The sequence below is a fragment of the Caulobacter sp. SRI_008 genome (assembly GCF_057586355.1).
On sequence record NZ_JBYCZS010000022.1, the window covers coordinates 1 to 15,438 of the forward strand.

Genomic DNA, 15,438 nt, shown 5'->3' on the forward strand with positions numbered 1-15,438 from the left:
GCGTTCACCGGCAGGTTCTTGTGGCCCAGGATCACGCCCGGCAGGGTCTCGACCTCGACGTCTTTCAGGCTATCGCGCTGGATCTGGGCGAAGTTCCTGACCTGGGTCTGGGCGAACTCGATGTCCTTCAGGTCGCGATCCGACAGCTGGTCGAGGCAGCCTTGAATCTCGGCCGGCGACAGGCGGTAGCTCTCGCGGTCCCAGCCGTCGAACTTCGTCGACAGCTCGCGCACCGCCGCATCGCCCCGCGCCGCCACGTCGGCGAGGATCCCCTCCACCGTCTCGCGCACCGCACGGTCCGCCGCCGCCACAACACCCGCGTCCGCACCGCTCTTCAACCACTTCGCCATGGCGTGTTCCTCGTCCTAGTTCTCTTGGTCGGCCAAGCCGTTGACGATGCTGGTAGGACCCGCCGGAGCCGGCGGCAAAACGTCTTTATCGTGGGCAGGTATCGCCCCCGCCGTCAGCCGCCGAAGACCCCATCGACGCCGGCGTTTCCCGCCGCGGCGTCGATCGGCGCCAGGGCGGTCACCGTGATCGGCCAGGCCAGCAGCGGAACGATGTCGCGCCGATAATCGGCGAAATAGCCGGCCGCCCGATGGGCCTCCAGCGCGGCCTGATCGTCATAGACCTCGTGCAGCAGGAAGCCGGCCTCGGTGCGGAAGAGGTCGTAGCGGCGGCAACCCGGCTCGGCCCGCGTGAAGCCGACCATGCGTCGCAGCACGGTCTCGACTTGCGCCTCCTGGCCGGGCAGCGGCGCGAAGGCCGCCTGGATCGCAACACGGGTCTCCATTGGGCTCATGACGCGCCGATCCCGCGCAGGGCGGCGGCGACGAAGGCCTCGGTCGAACCGTCGTGGGCGAAGCCGGTGGCCTGAGCGGCGGCGGCGGTCAGCGGCGGCAGGCGGCCGAACTGAGCCTCCAGGGGCGCGTCGGGAACATAGGTCACCAGCGCCGGGTCGGCCCCGGTGCGCGCGACAATGGCGTCGACCATCTCGCCGAAGACCAGGCGCAGGGCCGGCAGGGTCACGGCCCGGGTGGTCGGCATGGCCGCGCCGTCCAGGCCGGCGGCGTGGACGAGATTGGCCGCGCAGCGCTCGACCGACATCGCCCAGATCGTCGCCTCGCGGGACACCGGAACCGTGAACGGCTTGCCGGCGGCCAGGGCGTGGAACACCTCGCTCATGAAGGCCGACTTCATGCCGCTGGGGCCGAGGGGTCGGGCGAGGATCCCCGGCAGGCGCACGCTGACGGCGTCGAGCGCGCCGCGTCGGGTCAGGTCGGCCAGGGCGATCTCGACCATCAGCTTGTGGGCGCCGTAGGTCATGGCCGGCGACAGCGGGGTGCCGTCGTCGACCTGGTCGGGCAAGGGCGCGCCGAACACGGCGATGGTGCTGGTGAAGACCACGCGGGGAACGTTGCCGTCCGCCGCCACGGCCTCGATCAGGTCGAGCGTGGCGTCGAGATTGATCCGCCGCGACAGGGCCGGATCCTGCTCGGCCGTTCCGCCCATGACCCCGGCCAGGTGGAAGAGGACATCCGCCCCCTGCCCCGTCGCCCGGGCGCGGATGGACGGATCGGCAAGGTCGCCCTCGACGAGTTCGGCGTCCGGGCCAGCGAGGCCGGGCGGCAACCGCGCATCCAGCAGGACGAGACGGTCGAAGCGGCCCTGGGCTCGCAGCTGCCTGACGAGTTCCTGGCCGACGAAGCCGCCGGCCCCGGTGATGATCGCTCTCATGCCGCCCTCACCAGTAGATCAGCGGCTGACCCGCGACGGGGCTGCGGAAGAACGGGATGGTCGAGCCGCGCAGGGAGCCCAGATAGACCGTCTTCAGGTCGTGGCCGCCGAAGGTCAGACTGGCCATCCACGGCGCCAGGGTCCCGGTCGCGCCGGCCATCAGCTCGGGCGTCACCCGCCCCTCCTCCCAGGCCTTGTCGAGCGCCGCCGTCCCGACCGGATCGCCGTCGTCGAGCAGGGTGACGAGGTCACCCTCCGGCGTGATGGCGATCAGGCGATCGGCCATGATCAGGGTGCTCCAGAGATTGCCGTAGGCGTCGAAGGCGATCCCGTCGCAGAAGCCGCCGACATTGCTGGGGCCGAAGGTCTCGCGATGGCTCAGCGCGCCGTCGGCCTCGACCTTGAAGCGGGTGATCTTGCGGGCCGTGGTCTCGGCGACGTAGAGCCACTCCTCCTTCGGATCGAAGCGCAGCTCGTTGGTCCCGCACAGGCCGTCGGCGACGATGCGCACGCCGCGCTCGTCGATCAGGGCGATGTAGCCGTCGGTGCTCATGGTCTCGACGTGACGGGTCCAGGGCACCATCTGGGTCGTCACGGTCAGCCACAGACGCCCCTTGCTGTCGCGGGTGACGAAGTTGGCCTTGCCCAGCGGCCGGCCCTCGATGTTGTCGAGGATGACGCTGCTCTTGCCGTCACGGGTCATCCGCTCCAGGCGGTCGGTTCCGAAGTTGGCGATCAGGAAGTCGCCGTTCGTATCGAAAGTCAGGCCGTTGGGCAGTGAGCCCTGGGTGTTGACGAACCGATCCTCGAACGAGCCGCCGCCCAGCTCCTCGGGCTGCGCCTGGGAGATGATGGTCTGGGCGCCGTCGGGATCGATGCGCACCACCCCGCCGCGGGCGTCGGCCGACCACAGGGTCCCGTCGCGTTCGGCCAGGATGCATTCGGGCCGTTGCAGGTCCTTGCCGACGAAGCCGATGGCGGCGCGATCGACGCGCCAGTCGCGAAGGGGATTGTCGGGACGCAAGGCGAACTCCTGAAGCTTGGGCGCAAGGCCGCGGACGGCGCGAGCATAGGCGCGCCGTTGCGGACGGCTCGGCGTTTGTGTGGATAGGTCCTATCGGCGCGGCGCGCTCAGGCGCCGGCGATCTCGTCCTCGGGTAGCGCCAAGGCCGGACGCTCCAGCGACGGATGGCCCGCGTGACGCTTGAGCTGTTCGATCAGCCAGCGCAGGGCCAGATCCTGGCTGCTGGAACGGTGCCACTGGATCGACTGACGGATCGGCGGGATGTCGACCGGCGACTCGTGGATCACCAGCGGCAGGTGCTTGGCGGCCTGTTCGGCGAGGCGCCGCTGCACCGTGGCGATGCGGTTGGTGCCGACCACCAGGCCGGGCACGGCCGTGAACGACGGCGCGACGATCTCGATCCGGCGACGCACCTGCTGGGTCTGGAGGAAGTATTCCTCGAAGGCCGGCAGGCGGGCCTTGCCGAACTGCACCGACACGTGGCCGAGCCCGAAGTAGAGCGTGCGGTCGAGCTTTTCCTTGATCTCGGTGTTGCCGCTCCAGGCGACGACCACATAGTCATCCTCGAAGAACCGGCTCTTGGGATGGTTCTCGCTGAGGGCGTGGTCGAGGGTGATCAGGAGATCGATCTCCCGACGCTCCAGGTGCTCGCCCGGCCGGTCATCGAGCTGGACGAGTTCGACGGTGATGTCCGGCGCCTGCTGCGAGATCGCCTGCAAGGCGCCCGACAGCATCACCGCCAGGGCGTAGTCAGAGGCCGTGACGGTGAACTTGCGGTCGGAGGTGGCCGGATCGAAGCTCGGCTTGGTGGTGATGGTCGACTTGATCTGCAACAGCACGCCGCGCACCGGCTCGGCCAGGGCCTCGCCGCGCGGGGTGAGCACCATCTTGCGGCCGGTGTTGACCAGCAGTTCGTCGCCGAAGAAGTCGCGAAGACGCCCGAGCGCGCCGCTCATCGCCGACTGGGACAGGCACAGGCGCTCGGCGGCGGCCGAGACGTTGCGCTCGTCCAGCAGGGCGTCCAGGGCCACGAGGAGGTTGAGGTCGAGCCGCTCGAAACGCATCAGGCCGCCTCGTCTTCGCTGGCTTCGGGACTGAAGCGCACCGGCACGAACCAGTGGTCGTAGGCGATCGGATAGATCATCGCGGATACGGACGCTGTGTCCGTCGCGGGAACGGGCGCGGCCAGCATGGCCAGGGCGCGCCAGATGAACTGCGCCATATGATGTTCCTCCCTAAGCCGGTCTGTCGCCAGCTTTGGTATCGACGCTATCGATACCCCCTCCATCGCCCAAATCGAAAGAACGGATTTCAGCTATCGGCGCCACCGATAGCCTTTGCCGCGCCGTAACATCGATCAGCCGCGCGGCGGCGAGCTATCGGCCAAATGGCTTTGCCGGCGCCCACGCCCTTCGCGCAGGTTCGCTCCAGCCTGACAACGACAAGAGGGGAAACACCAGGATGGCTTCCGCTTCGCTGCGCCGCGTTCCGCGCGCCTTGACCCATGTTCTGCTGGCCGGGGCGGCCCTGCTGGCGATCTCGACGGCCCCCGTCGCGGCGCTGGCCAGGGTCGATGCGCCGCCCGCCGCGCAGCTCACCGCCGACGACTACCGGCTGCTGCATCCGGGGGTCTATACCGACCGCGAGGCCCCGCTGGTCGCCAAGTACTTCGCCGACAATCAGGCCCTGAAGGATCGCGGCCCGATCGACGTCAAGGCGCTGGTCGCCGGGACCCTGCCCAAGGACACGCCGGGCCTGGGCCCCGTGATCAAGGTCACCGAGGACTGGGTCCGCTACAACAACAGGAAGTACGACCCCGACAGCGCGCTGCGCAACGACGCGGCCTATGCGCGCTCGCTGGGCTACGAGGACATCCTGGCCTATCCGACCTTCGGCGCGCACGACGACAGCTACATGGCGCCGTGGCCGCCCGGCGCGCGCGACAAGCTGCTGGTCAGCGAGCTGAACCACAGCGTCACCAACCTGGCCCCGATCTATCCGGGCGACACGCTGTACCTAGTCATGAACGAGCGGACGGTGCTGGACCTGACGCCGCAGCAGGGCTCGATCACCCGCAACATCGTCATCCAGACCAAGGGCGAGGTCTTCAACCAGAAGGGCGTGAAGGTCAGCGACGTGATCTTCCGCGTCACCGAGAACGTGAAGGTGGCCAAGCCGGGCAAGGAGCCCAAGGACCGCTCGTTCCCGGTGATCTGGCAGGCCCCGGATTGGTTCAGGCGGCCGGCCCACGTCTACACCGACCAGGACTGGGCCTTCATCAAGGACGTCTGGTCCAAGGAGACGCGTCGCGGGGCCGCGCCGCTGTACTGGGACGACGTCAAGGTGGGCGACAAGCCGGCCTGGACGCTGGACGGGCCGATCGAGGTCTCGGTCGCGCCGATCCCGCCGTGGGGCATGGGCGCGGGCGGCAGCCGCACCCTCAAGCGCGAGATCATGGACCCGAAGCTCGCCAAGGGCCTGATCCGCGGCGAGAAGGACGGCATCTGGCGCCTGCCCAACCGCGCCGACTACGTGCCCGTCCCGCCGCCGAGCCCAGTGATCCCCGGCGCTCCGACGCTGGACGGCGGCATCGACACCACCAACATCCACAAGGAAGGCGCCAAGCGCGCGCCGCTGGTCAACTATCTGGGCCGAGACCTGGCCATCCGGGCGCTGACCAACTGGGCCGGCGACCGGGCGTGGCTGGAGAACATCCGCTGGACCATCATGGACCCGCGCGGCATGGCCGATGTCGGCGACCCCGTCCCGTCCGATCCGCTGGCCGAGCACTTCCTCGACCGCGTGCCGTCGATGAAGGGCCGTTACGTCAACACCCACGGCCTGACCCAGGACGTGGCGATCGTGAAGTCGGAAGTGGTCGGCAAGTACGTCAAGGACGGCAAGCCGATGGTCGACCTCGTCTGGTGGGTCGAGACCATCGACGGCTACATCTTCGAGGAAGGCATGGCGACCTACCGGCTGGCCCTGAAGCCCTAATCGCTTTTTCAGGCATGACGACTGGCGGCGGCGGTCCCTGACGGGGCCGCCGCCGTCTTCGTTTGGCCCCGCCGATAGCAGGTATTCTCCCTACGGCTTTCACAGAACGACGTGCGTCGAGTTAGCGTCGCCGCAGGCTCGCCATGCCGCCCCTCGGGCGAACTGGAACGAAGCCCAAGGAGCGCCGGATCGACGGCGCCATCGGGAGGAACAATCGAAATGCGACCCTGCACCGGCCAGGGGAGAGCGCTGCTGCTCGCCTCGACGACCGCCCTCGCCCTCATGTCGGCCAGTCCGCTGATGGCCCAGACCGCCAAGCCGTCCGCCGCCGACGAACAGCCCGTCCAGCTGGACGACATCATCGTCACGGCCGAACGCTCCGAGGTGGCCATCCAGGACGCGCCGCTGGCGGTCTCGGCCATCGGCGCGGCGGACCTGCAAAAGCGCCAGATCAACAGCATCGAGGCCCTGGCCTCGTCGATCCCCAATGTCAGTTTCGGCCGGGCGGTCGGCATCGCCCGTATCGCCATCCGCGGCGTGGGCCTGGACACCACCACGCCGGGCAGCGAGGGGCGTGTCGCCTATCACCTGGACGGGGTTTATCTCAGCCGCCCGACCATCGCGCTGGGCACCTTCTTCGACGTGGCGCGGGTGGAGGTGGTGCGTGGGCCGCAGGGTACGCTCTACGGCCGCAACGCCACCGGCGGGGCGGTGAACGTCATCACCCAGGATCCGGAGAAGGACTTCGGCGGCTACGCCCGCGTGGCGCTGGGCAACTACAATCTGGTGCGGGCCGAGGGCGCGGTCAGCGCGCCGCTGAGCGACGCCGTCAGCCTGCGGCTGGCCGTGCAGAAGGTCGATCGCGACGGCTACGGCCGCAACATCCACACCGGCAACGACGTCGACGACGAGCACACCGCCGCCGCGCGGGTGAAGCTGCTGATCGAGCCCAACGACGACTTCAGGAACGTAGCCTCGCTCGACTACTACACGGCCGATGACGCCAACTATCACTACCACTACCTGGCCCAGGGCAATCCGACGCTGGCGCCTCTGGCCTTCCGCCTGGGCGGGACCACCGCGCCCAACGCCCGCGACACCAATAACGACACCGACACCCACAACCGCCGCAAGGTCTGGGGCTTCGGCAACCAGCTGGACTGGACGCTGGGGCCGGCGACCCTGTCGTCGGTGACCGGATATCGCGAGAGCAAGACCCAGTTCCTCAGCGACGCCGACAACACCACCCTGCTGCTGGCCAACCTCTACAACCGCGAGATTTCCAGCCAGCTGAGCCAGGAGCTGCGGCTGTCGGGCAAGAGCGAGCGGTTCGACTGGCTGGTCGGGGCCTACTACTTCCACGAGGACATCAACGGCGTGAACGGCTTTTCGCCGATGTCGCGGGCCCTGGTCGGCGGGGCGATGACGCCAGCGATCGGCGCGGCCTTCGGCGGGCTGCAGAAGACGACGTCCTACGCCGCCTTCGGCCAGGCGACCTGGCGAGCGACCGACAAGCTCGCCCTGATCGTCGGCCTGCGCTGGAGCAAGGACAGGAAGGCGCTGGACGAATATTCGGTGGTCAATCTGGCCACGGACTATCCAGGCCTGCCGCCCAACCAGTTCCCGACCCCGACCAAGCTGCAGCGCAATTCGTGGTCGTCGCTGACGCCCCGGGTGACGCTGGAATACGCCTTCACCCCGGACGTGAAGGCCTATGCGACCTATGCCGAGGGCTTCAAGGGCGGCGGCTATTCGGTGGGAAGCGTCGCCAGTCCCTATCAGCCCGAGAAGCTCAAGGACTACGAGGCGGGGCTGAAGGCCGAATGGTTCGACCGCCGCCTGCGCACCAACCTTTCGGCCTTCTTCTACGACTACAGCAACCTGCAGGTTCAGAAGGTGCTGGCCACCGGCACCTTCTTCGAGAACGCGGCCAAGGCCGAGATCCGCGGGATCGAGCTGGAGTCGAGCCTGCTGGCGACGCAGAACCTGCGCATCGACCTGAATGGCGCGCTGCTGCATTCGGAGTACACCGAGTTCCAGACCTCGGACCCGTCGCGCAGCTATCTCGGCGTGCTGAACCTGGCGGGCAACCGCATCGCCCAGGCCCCGCCCTATTCGGCCACCCTGGCGGTGCAGTACGGCCTGCCGACGGGCTTCGGCGACTGGACCTTCCGGGCGGAGTCGATCTGGGTCGGCAAGGTCTATTTCAACCAGTTCAACCGCGACGTCCTCTCGCAGGACGCCCACAACAAGCTGAACGCCTTCGTCACCTGGGTCCGGCCGGCCGGGAACTGGACGGTGACGGCCTATGGCCGAAACCTCACCGACGAGACCCTGATCGCCACGGCCGTGACCAGCAATCCGCTGCTGACCACGCCGGTGCTGGGCACCTTCGAGCCGCCGCGCACCTTCGGCGTCGAGATCGGCTACCGCTTCTGACGAGTCGCCGGGAGGGGCGGACTGTCCCTCCCGGCGTTCGTGTCGCTACTCGGCGGCCGCCAGCGTGGCGGCGTAGCGGTTGGCGGGGACGTCGATGCCCAGGCTCTCGCGGAAGGTCGTCCCTTCGTAGTCGGTGCGGAACAGGCCGCGCGCCTGGAGGATCGGCACCACCAGTTCGACGAAGGCCTCCAGCTGGCCCGGCAGGCTTTCGAACAGCACGAAGCCGTCGGAGGCGCGGCTTTCGAACCAGGCCTGCAGGCTGTCGGCGACCTGTTCGGGCGCGCCGACGAAATGGCCGCGCGGCGTGGCGAAGCGCAGGGCCGTCTCGCGCAGGGTGAGGTTGTCGGCCTTCACGGCGGCGACGATGCGGGTGACCGAGCTCTGGTTGGAATTGGCCCCGAACTCGGCGGCCTCCAGCGGGAACGGACCGTCGGGATCGTGCTGGCTGAAGTCGTACTCGTTGAACGGCCGGGCCAGCATGGAGAGCGCGTTGTCGAGCGAAACGAGTTCGGTCAGTTCCTTGTAGAGCGCCTCGGCCTCCTGCGCCGTCCTGCCGACCACCGGGCGGGCGGCGGGCAGGACATGCAACTGGTCCGGATCGCGACCATAGCCGGCGGCGCGGGCCTTGATGTCCTTGTAGTAGGCCTGGGCGGCGTCGAGGTCCTCGTGCGAGACGAAGATGGCGTCGGCGCGCTTGGCGGCGAAGGCCTTGCCGTCCTCCGAGGCGCCGGCCTGGAAGATCACCGGCTGGCCCTGGGGCGAGCGGCTGATGTTCAGCGGCCCCTTCACCGAGAAGAACTCGCCCTTGTGATCGAGGGTATGGAGCTTCTTGGGATCGAAGAACTCGCCGCCGGCCTTGTCGAAGGTCAGGGCGTCGTCCTCCCAGCTGTCCCAGAGGCCTTGGACGACGTCGAGATACTCGCCGGCCAGGCGGTAGCGGACGTCGTGGGCGTAGTGCTTCTCGCGGCTGTAGTTGGCGGCGCTGCCTTCGAGCCAGGACGTGACGACGTTCCAGCCGGCGCGGCCGCCGCTGATGTGGTCAAGCGAGGAGAACTGGCGGGCGACGTTGAACGGCTCGCTGTAGCTGACCGTCAGGGTGCCCACGAGGCCGATGTTGTCGGTGGCGCCGGCCAGGGCCGACAGGATGGTCAGCGGCTCGAAGCGGTTCAGATAGTGCGGGCTCGACTTCTCGGTGATGTAGACGCTGTCGGCGACGAACAGGAAATCGAACTTGCCGGCCTCGGCCACCTGGGCCTGGCGCTTGTAGAACGAAAAGTCGGTGCTGGCGCCAGGATGGGCGTCCGGGTGGCGCCAGTCGCCCCAGCCGGGGCCGACCCCGTGCAGGATGAAGCCGAGCTTGAGTTGACGGGGCTGGGACATCGGGGCCGTTCCGTTGGCTGAAGGTGACGCAGCCTGCTTACGAAGCCCCCTGCCCGCGATCCAACGAGATGGTCTCAAGCCACTGATCAGGCTTGGAAATATGGAACCTCGCCCTTGATCGTCACCCGCTCGACGACGCGCTCCACCGGCCAGTAGTCGAGCACGGCGTAGTGCTGGGTGGCGCGGTTGTCCCAGAAGACGATGGCGTTCGGGCTCCAGCGGAAGCGCACCTGGTATTCGGGCGACTTCACGCGGTCGAGCAGTTCGGCCAGCAGGGCGGCGGCCTCGTCCTCGGGCAGGCCGAGGATCCGCGTCGTGAAGACCTTGTTGACGAAGAGGTGCGGCTGCCCGGTCTCGGGATGGGTGCGCACCACCGGATGGCTCTGGGGCGGATAGGCCGCGCGCAGTTCCTGCCGCTTGGCCTCGTCGATGCGGTAGCCGTAGCTCTGCAGGATATCGTGCTCGGCCTGCAGGCCCGCCAGCTTGTCCTTCAGCGGCTGGGGCAGGTCGGCATAGATGGCGGCGGTGTCGGCGAACAGGGTGTCGCCGCCCGACGGCGGCAGGGTGCGGGCGCGCAGGACCCCGCCCATCGACGGCGCGGGGCGGAAGGTGACGTCGGTGTGCCACTTGTTGGCCGCCCGCACGATCGGGACGATGGCCTCGCGCAGCTTCATGCCGTCGGCCGCCTCGATGTGCAGGATCTCGGGAAAGCCCGGCACGTGGGCGGTGACCGGATGGCCCTCCAGATCGCCGAAATAGCGGCCAAAGCGAACGTGGTCCTCATGGCTGATGTCCTGGTCGCGGAAGAACACCACCTTGTGGCGCAGCAGGGCCGCGCGGATCGCCGCGACGATCTCGGGCTCCAGGGGCCTGGTCAGGTCGAGTCCGGAGATCTCGGCGCCCAGCACCGGTCCGGCGGGGGTGACCGTGAGGCCGGCATAGTCTGGCGCATCGCCCGCTGAGATCGGGGTCAAGGCGTTCATGGCGTCCTCCCACGGACATCGCCGCTTAGAGAACGACGTTATCCTACTGTAGGCATGGGATTTGGAAGGGCTCAAGTGCGAGCGAGTCCTTCTCCCCTTGCGGGAGAAGGTGGCGGCGAAGCCGTCGGATGAGGGGTCTCTCAGATGGGAGACGCCCCGCCCGGCCTGACCGCTGCACGCGGCGTTGAGTTCTGAGAGACCCCTCACCCGACCCTGCTCCGCAGGGCCACCCTCTCCCGCAAGGGGAGAGGGATCGGTTGCTGACTCACACCACCGCCGGCGCCGGGGTCAGGGCGCGGACGGCGGCGATGATGGGGTCGGCTTCGGTGCGGGCCAGCCAGTCGGGGCTGACGTCGGCGAAGCGGACGAGGCCGGCGCGGTCGATGACCACCACGGCCGGCTGCGGCAGTTCCCAGGTTCCGGTGCCGGTGACGTCGCCTATGAAGGTTCCCTTGGCGCGCTGGGCGTCCTGGCTGGCCTGGTCGGCGGTGTAGAGGATCCCAAACCGGCGGCCCAGCGCGTTGCCGAGGTCGGCGGCGACCTTGTAGCTGAGGCCGTGCCGCGTGCGGATCTCGCCCAGGCGCTCGGGCACCTGCGGGCTGACGGCGACCAGGGTCGCCCCGATCGCCTTCAGGGCCGGGGCCAGGGTCTCTTCATAGTAGGGCAAGGCGATGTTGCAGGCCGGGCAGCCGGCGAAGCGGAAGAAGATCAGCACCGCCGGGCCCTTGGCGGTCAGGCCTTCCAGGGTCAGGTCGCCGCCCTCGACGTCCTTCAGGACGAAGGGGGCGACCTTGTCGCCGACCTTCACCCAGGCGTCGCGATCGGCCGCCTCGACCAGCCGGGCGCGCTGGTCGATGTTGATCTTCAGCGCGGCCGGCTCCCAGGTGCGGACGCGTTCGGCATGCAGAGCGGCCAGGCGCTCGCGCAGGGTCTGATGGCTCATGAAATCCTCCCTTTGTGGTGTGTGGGGCTCATCCGGCGACGGTTCCGTTGAACGAGCGGTCGAAGGCGGCGGCCGGGTCGAGGGTCGAGGTGATCGCCCCGGCGCCGCGGAAGTGGTCGAGCACGGCCCGGGCCTCGGTCACCGAACCGTCGTCGATCGGCACGGGGGCGAAGCGGTAGTAGCGGACGGTGTACTGGGCCACGTCCAGCGACAGGCCCGTCTCCTTGGACAGCACGGCGGCGAAGGCGTCGGGATTGTCGATCGCCCAGCGCCGCGCCCTGGCCAGGCGGCGAAGGAAGTCGTCGATCTGCGGCCGCTTGGTCTCGATCGCCTTGAGGCTGGCGGCCTCGTAGCCCGCGCCGAGCAGGATCCCCTCGCCGTCGACCAGGATCCGGGCGCTGTCGTGCAGGCGGGCCAGGGCGACGTAGGAGCCCCAGGTCACCCAGGCGTCGATCGAGCCGGCGGTGAAGGCGGCCTTGGCGTCGCCCGGGCTGAGGAAGACCAGCGAGATGTCGGACGGCTTCAGGCCGGCCTGCTCGATCACCCGCAGCAGCAGGTAGTGGCCGATCGAGCCGCGCCCCGTGGCGATCTTCTTGCCCTTCAGGTCGGCGGGCGCGCGGATCGGCGAGTCCTTGGGGACCAGGATGGCGGTCGCCCCGCCGCCGCTGCGGGCGGCCTGGACGGCCTTGATCTTGGCCCCGCTGGCGTAGGCGAAGAGGAACGGCGCGTCGCCGGCCTCGCCCAGGTCCACCGCCCCCGCGCCCAGGGCCTCGAGCAGAGGCTGGGCGGCGGGGAATTCGCTCCATTCGATCTTGTAGGGAACGCCTTCGAGGGCGCCCGAGGCGATCAGCACGGCCTTGGTGCCGCCGCGCTGGCTGCCGACCTTGAGCGGCGCGGCCGCATCGCCCTTGCCGCAGGCCGAAAGACCCGCCGAGAGACCGGCGAGCGCGCCGAGACCGATGATGAGCTGGCGTCTTTGCATGCCGCCCTCCCCTTAGAAGCGTTGGGTCAGGCGGGCGTAGTAGTAGCCGCCGGTGATGCCGAAGGGCGAGAACAGGCCGAACTGCAGGGTGCCCTGGTCGGCGTTGACGATGCCGATCTTGTCGGGGTGCTGATCGAACAGGTTGTTGGCCCCGATGGCGATGTTGGTGGTCGGCCGCACGTCCCAGGCGATGTCGAGATCGGCCACCCACTTGGGACTGAAGGTGCGGTCGAGGCTCGCCGAGGTGCCGGCCTCGGTATATTCGCCGTAGCGGGTGGTCCGCAGGCTGGCGCTGAGCGTCTGGCGGCTCCAGACCGCGCCCAGCACGACCTTCTCGCGCGGCGTGCCGCGGGTTAGGTCCGATATCTTCTGGCGGTCGAACAGCACCAGGCTGGGGTTAACCGCCTTGAGGATGGCCGGGGTCTCGATGACGTCGCGGACCTTGGTCTTGTTGAAGGCGTAGGCGGCGTTGAGGTTCAGCTTGCCGGCCGAGCCCAGGTCGAGGCCGTACTCGGCCACGAAGTCGACGCCCGTCGTCCGGGTCGAGACGGCGTTGGTGTAGTAGGTCGCCGTCAGGCCCTGCGGGAAGCGGGCCAGCAGGCCGACCAGCGCCGCCTGCGACTGCAGCTGGGTCACCGACAGGTCGAGGTTGCTGGTGTCGACGATGCGGTCGTCGATGTCGATCTGATAGGCGTCCAGCGTCAGGCGCAGGCGGGCCAGGGGCTCGGCGGTGATCCCGAAGCTGTAGTTGGTCGAGGTTTCTGGCTTCAGCGGCGTCGCGCCCAGGGCCTTGGCCTCGGCGCTGTCGGTGCGCAGCACCTTGGTCGGATAGGTCAGATATTCGCCGGGCGTGCAGGCGGCGCCGCGGAAGGTGTTGTTGGGCGCGGCCGGGCACAGGCTGCCGGAGATGGTCGAGGTGGCGAAGATGCTCTGGCCCAGCGACGGGGCGCGGAAGCCGTTGCTGACCGTGGCGCGCAGGGCGTAGCCGGGCAGGAACTCCCAGCGGGTGGTCAGCTTGCCGCTGGTCGTCTCGCCGACATCGCCGGTGTAGCGCTCGTGACGGAGCGCGGCGCCGACGTACCAGTTTTCCGTCAGATCGGTCCCGAGGTCGGCGTAGACGGCGTAGGAATGGCGCGAGGTCGAGCCCGCGTCTTCCGGCGCGGTGCCGGCGTAGGACGAAAGGCCAGGGTTCGGGCGCAGGCCGGCGAAGGGCTGGCCGGCGGGGATCACGTAGTCGCCGACAATGTACGAAGCCTCGTCGCCGGCCTCGATCAGGAAGTGCTCGTAGCGGTGCTCCAGGCCCCACGACACCTGCAGCGGATGCGGCAGGACGCCGGCGAACTCCCGCGTGACGTCGAGGTTGTTGGTCCACTGCTGGAACTGGTGGGTCGACAGGTGGAAATAGGTCGGGCTGTCGGGGCCGAGCGTGGCGTTCAGGGTGTTCTCGCCGTCGAGCTGGGCGTGATCCTGGGCGAAGGTGGTCGAGGCGTCCCACGACCAGCCGGCCTTTTCGCCGCGCGCGCCGAAGCTGGTCTGCCAGTCGAGCTCGAAGATCCGCCGCAGGGCGTTGAAGCCGTTGGGATAGACCTCGGGCAGCGAGTTGCGGTTCAGCGGCCGGCCGGCGGTGACGCCGGTGACGGGCGCCAGGTTGGGCAGGAAGCTGCCGGTGACCTTCTTCGACGCGCGGTGACTGACCGTGCCGCTGGAATAGAGCGTCAGGTCGCGCCAGGGCAGTTCGGCGTTGTAGGCCGTGGCGATGATGTCTTCCTCGCCTGGGCCGTAGCTGGCGCCCCAGTAGTAGCGGTCTGCGGTGGCGTCGCGGGCGTCGGGGGTGACAGTGGTCACGCCGCCGGTGGTGGTGACGGTGGGCTGGTAGAGGTACTGGGCGCGGGACGGCACGGCGCGCGAGGCGGCCTCGTTGTTCTTCCAGTTGATCGCCAGCTGCAGGAAGCCGCCGTCCTCGCCCAGCGGGCGGGCCCAGGTCAGGCTGGCGGCGCGGGTGTCGCCGTCGCCCAGATAGTTCTGGCCGCCGGTATAGGAAAACTCGCCGCCTTCCGTCCCCTTCTTGAGGATGATGTTGACGACGCCGGCGATGGCGTCCGAGCCGTACTGGGCCGAGGCGCCGTCGCGCAGCACCTCGATGCGCTCGATGGCCGAGGCCGGGATCAGGTCCAGGTCGACGGGCACACCGCCGCGGCCGACGCGGGCCAGGTTGTTGATCAGCGAGGTGGTGTGGCGGCGCTTGCCGTTGACCAGGAACAGGGCCTGGTCGCCGTTGAGGCCGCGCAGGGTGATGGCCCGCACCGTCCACGAGGTGCCGCCGCCGTTGACGCCCGGCAGGTTGAACGACGGGATCAGGGTGTTGAGCACTTCCTTGAGACCGGTCTTGCCGGTGGCGGTGAGCTGCTCGGACGAGATGACGTCGATGGGCGCGGGACTGTCGGCGACGGTGCGGCGCACGCCGCGCACCCCGGTGACGACGACGCCGTCCACGGAGTCGACCGCGGCGTCGGGCGCATCGACGGTGGGGATCGGCTCGGCGGCCAGGGCCGCGCCCGAGGCGCAGGCCAGCAGCAGGCCGGCGAAGGCAGAGCGTGTGACGGTCTTGGAAACCGGGGTCTGGGAAACACGAGTCAAAAAGCTATCCCCCGCGCGGTGATCCGCGTCGTTGCATGGTCTTGAAGAGAAGAAGGTCGTGGGCGGTCCGGCGGACGTCAGGCGAGGACCGGGCCGACGGACGGGCGGCGCTGGTCGCGGACGACGCTCATGGGGAACCTCCATCTCGCCGACACGAGGCGGTCAGCGGAGGCGAACATGGCGAGCGCGCCCAAACCGGGCGAACGAGTATTTCTCCGAAAGAATTCAGAGATTTATATATCGCGATACGCAATAATCGGCATTTGCGGAACACATAGTCGCCGGGGTTGTCGCGATGTTTCAGCGGCGCCGGACG

The 15,438-nt window shown here is 68.8% G+C and carries 13 protein-coding genes; 2 read left to right on the forward strand and 11 right to left on the reverse strand.

Annotated elements, in window-relative coordinates; all coding sequences use genetic code 11:
• The 6 genes from AC2YHT_RS18745 to AC2YHT_RS18770 all read right to left on the reverse strand — a co-directional run.
• A partial coding sequence (locus AC2YHT_RS18745) for a histidinol dehydrogenase (RefSeq protein WP_487291369.1) occupies positions 1-350 on the reverse strand: 350 nt, incomplete at its 3' end.
• A gap of 113 nt (positions 351-463) precedes the next feature.
• On the reverse strand, positions 464-793 hold the full coding sequence (locus AC2YHT_RS18750) for a putative quinol monooxygenase (protein ID WP_487291370.1): 330 nt from the start codon (positions 791-793) through the stop codon (positions 464-466).
• Positions 794-798: 5 nt separating this feature from the next.
• The gene (locus AC2YHT_RS18755) at positions 799-1,737 is read right to left on the reverse strand and encodes an NAD-dependent epimerase/dehydratase family protein (protein WP_487291372.1); all 939 of its coding nucleotides are present in this window, start codon (positions 1,735-1,737) and stop codon (positions 799-801) included.
• A gap of 7 nt (positions 1,738-1,744) precedes the next feature.
• On the reverse strand, positions 1,745-2,761 hold the full coding sequence (locus AC2YHT_RS18760; protein WP_487291374.1) for an SMP-30/gluconolactonase/LRE family protein: 1,017 nt from the start codon (positions 2,759-2,761) through the stop codon (positions 1,745-1,747).
• A 107-nt stretch (positions 2,762-2,868) separates the two neighbouring features.
• A complete protein-coding gene (locus AC2YHT_RS18765) occupies positions 2,869-3,825 on the reverse strand; it encodes a LysR family transcriptional regulator (protein ID WP_487291376.1) in 957 nt (318 codons plus the stop codon).
• Positions 3,825-3,983, reverse strand: a complete 159-nt coding sequence (locus tag AC2YHT_RS18770) for a hypothetical protein (protein ID WP_158285873.1) — start codon at positions 3,981-3,983, stop codon at positions 3,825-3,827. The genes AC2YHT_RS18765 and AC2YHT_RS18770 overlap by 1 nt, the downstream gene beginning before the upstream one ends.
• Before the next feature lie 239 nt (positions 3,984-4,222).
• On the opposite strand from AC2YHT_RS18770, the gene AC2YHT_RS18775 reads away from it, so the two are divergent.
• Entirely contained in the window at positions 4,223-5,758 is a 1,536-nt protein-coding gene (locus AC2YHT_RS18775) for a hypothetical protein (protein ID WP_487291378.1), read from the forward strand.
• 219 nt (positions 5,759-5,977) lie between these two features.
• The gene (locus tag AC2YHT_RS18780) at positions 5,978-8,197 is read left to right on the forward strand and encodes a TonB-dependent receptor (RefSeq protein WP_487291379.1); all 2,220 of its coding nucleotides are present in this window, start codon (positions 5,978-5,980) and stop codon (positions 8,195-8,197) included.
• 45 nt (positions 8,198-8,242) lie between these two features.
• On the opposite strand, the gene AC2YHT_RS18785 is transcribed toward AC2YHT_RS18780, so the two are convergent.
• The 5 genes from AC2YHT_RS18785 to AC2YHT_RS18805 all read right to left on the reverse strand — a co-directional run bounded on the left by AC2YHT_RS18785 (position 8,243) and on the right by AC2YHT_RS18805 (position 15,122).
• Entirely contained in the window at positions 8,243-9,577 is a 1,335-nt protein-coding gene (locus AC2YHT_RS18785) for an LLM class flavin-dependent oxidoreductase (RefSeq protein WP_487291381.1), read from the reverse strand.
• An 86-nt stretch (positions 9,578-9,663) separates the two neighbouring features.
• Complete coding sequence (locus AC2YHT_RS18790; RefSeq protein ID WP_487291383.1) at positions 9,664-10,560, reverse strand: TauD/TfdA dioxygenase family protein; 897 nt, start codon at positions 10,558-10,560, stop codon at positions 9,664-9,666.
• 265 nt (positions 10,561-10,825) lie between these two features.
• Positions 10,826-11,503: a peroxiredoxin-like family protein gene (locus AC2YHT_RS18795; RefSeq protein WP_487291385.1), complete on the reverse strand. Its 678-nt coding sequence runs from the start codon at positions 11,501-11,503 to the stop codon at positions 10,826-10,828.
• A 28-nt stretch (positions 11,504-11,531) separates the two neighbouring features.
• On the reverse strand, positions 11,532-12,485 hold the full coding sequence (locus AC2YHT_RS18800; RefSeq protein WP_487291387.1) for an ABC transporter substrate-binding protein: 954 nt from the start codon (positions 12,483-12,485) through the stop codon (positions 11,532-11,534).
• Positions 12,486-12,497: 12 nt separating this feature from the next.
• Positions 12,498-15,122, reverse strand: a complete 2,625-nt coding sequence (locus AC2YHT_RS18805) for a TonB-dependent receptor plug domain-containing protein (protein ID WP_487291388.1) — start codon at positions 15,120-15,122, stop codon at positions 12,498-12,500.
• Positions 15,123-15,438: the final 316 nt, after the last annotated feature.

Coding starts and splice junctions, on each gene's coding strand:
- AC2YHT_RS18750 (WP_487291370.1), bottom strand. CDS start 793: ATGGAGACCCGTGTTGCGATCCAGGCGGCCTTCGCGCCGCTGCCCGGC.
- AC2YHT_RS18755 (WP_487291372.1), bottom strand. CDS start 1,737: ATGAGAGCGATCATCACCGGGGCCGGCGGCTTCGTCGGCCAGGAACTC.
- AC2YHT_RS18765 (WP_487291376.1), bottom strand. CDS start 3,825: ATGCGTTTCGAGCGGCTCGACCTCAACCTCCTCGTGGCCCTGGACGCC.
- AC2YHT_RS18770 (WP_158285873.1), bottom strand. CDS start 3,983: ATGGCGCAGTTCATCTGGCGCGCCCTGGCCATGCTGGCCGCGCCCGTT.
- AC2YHT_RS18775 (WP_487291378.1), top strand. CDS start 4,223: ATGGCTTCCGCTTCGCTGCGCCGCGTTCCGCGCGCCTTGACCCATGTT.
- AC2YHT_RS18780 (WP_487291379.1), top strand. CDS start 5,978: ATGCGACCCTGCACCGGCCAGGGGAGAGCGCTGCTGCTCGCCTCGACG.
- AC2YHT_RS18785 (WP_487291381.1), bottom strand. CDS start 9,577: ATGTCCCAGCCCCGTCAACTCAAGCTCGGCTTCATCCTGCACGGGGTC.
- AC2YHT_RS18790 (WP_487291383.1), bottom strand. CDS start 10,560: ATGAACGCCTTGACCCCGATCTCAGCGGGCGATGCGCCAGACTATGCC.
- AC2YHT_RS18795 (WP_487291385.1), bottom strand. CDS start 11,503: ATGAGCCATCAGACCCTGCGCGAGCGCCTGGCCGCTCTGCATGCCGAA.
- AC2YHT_RS18800 (WP_487291387.1), bottom strand. CDS start 12,485: ATGCAAAGACGCCAGCTCATCATCGGTCTCGGCGCGCTCGCCGGTCTC.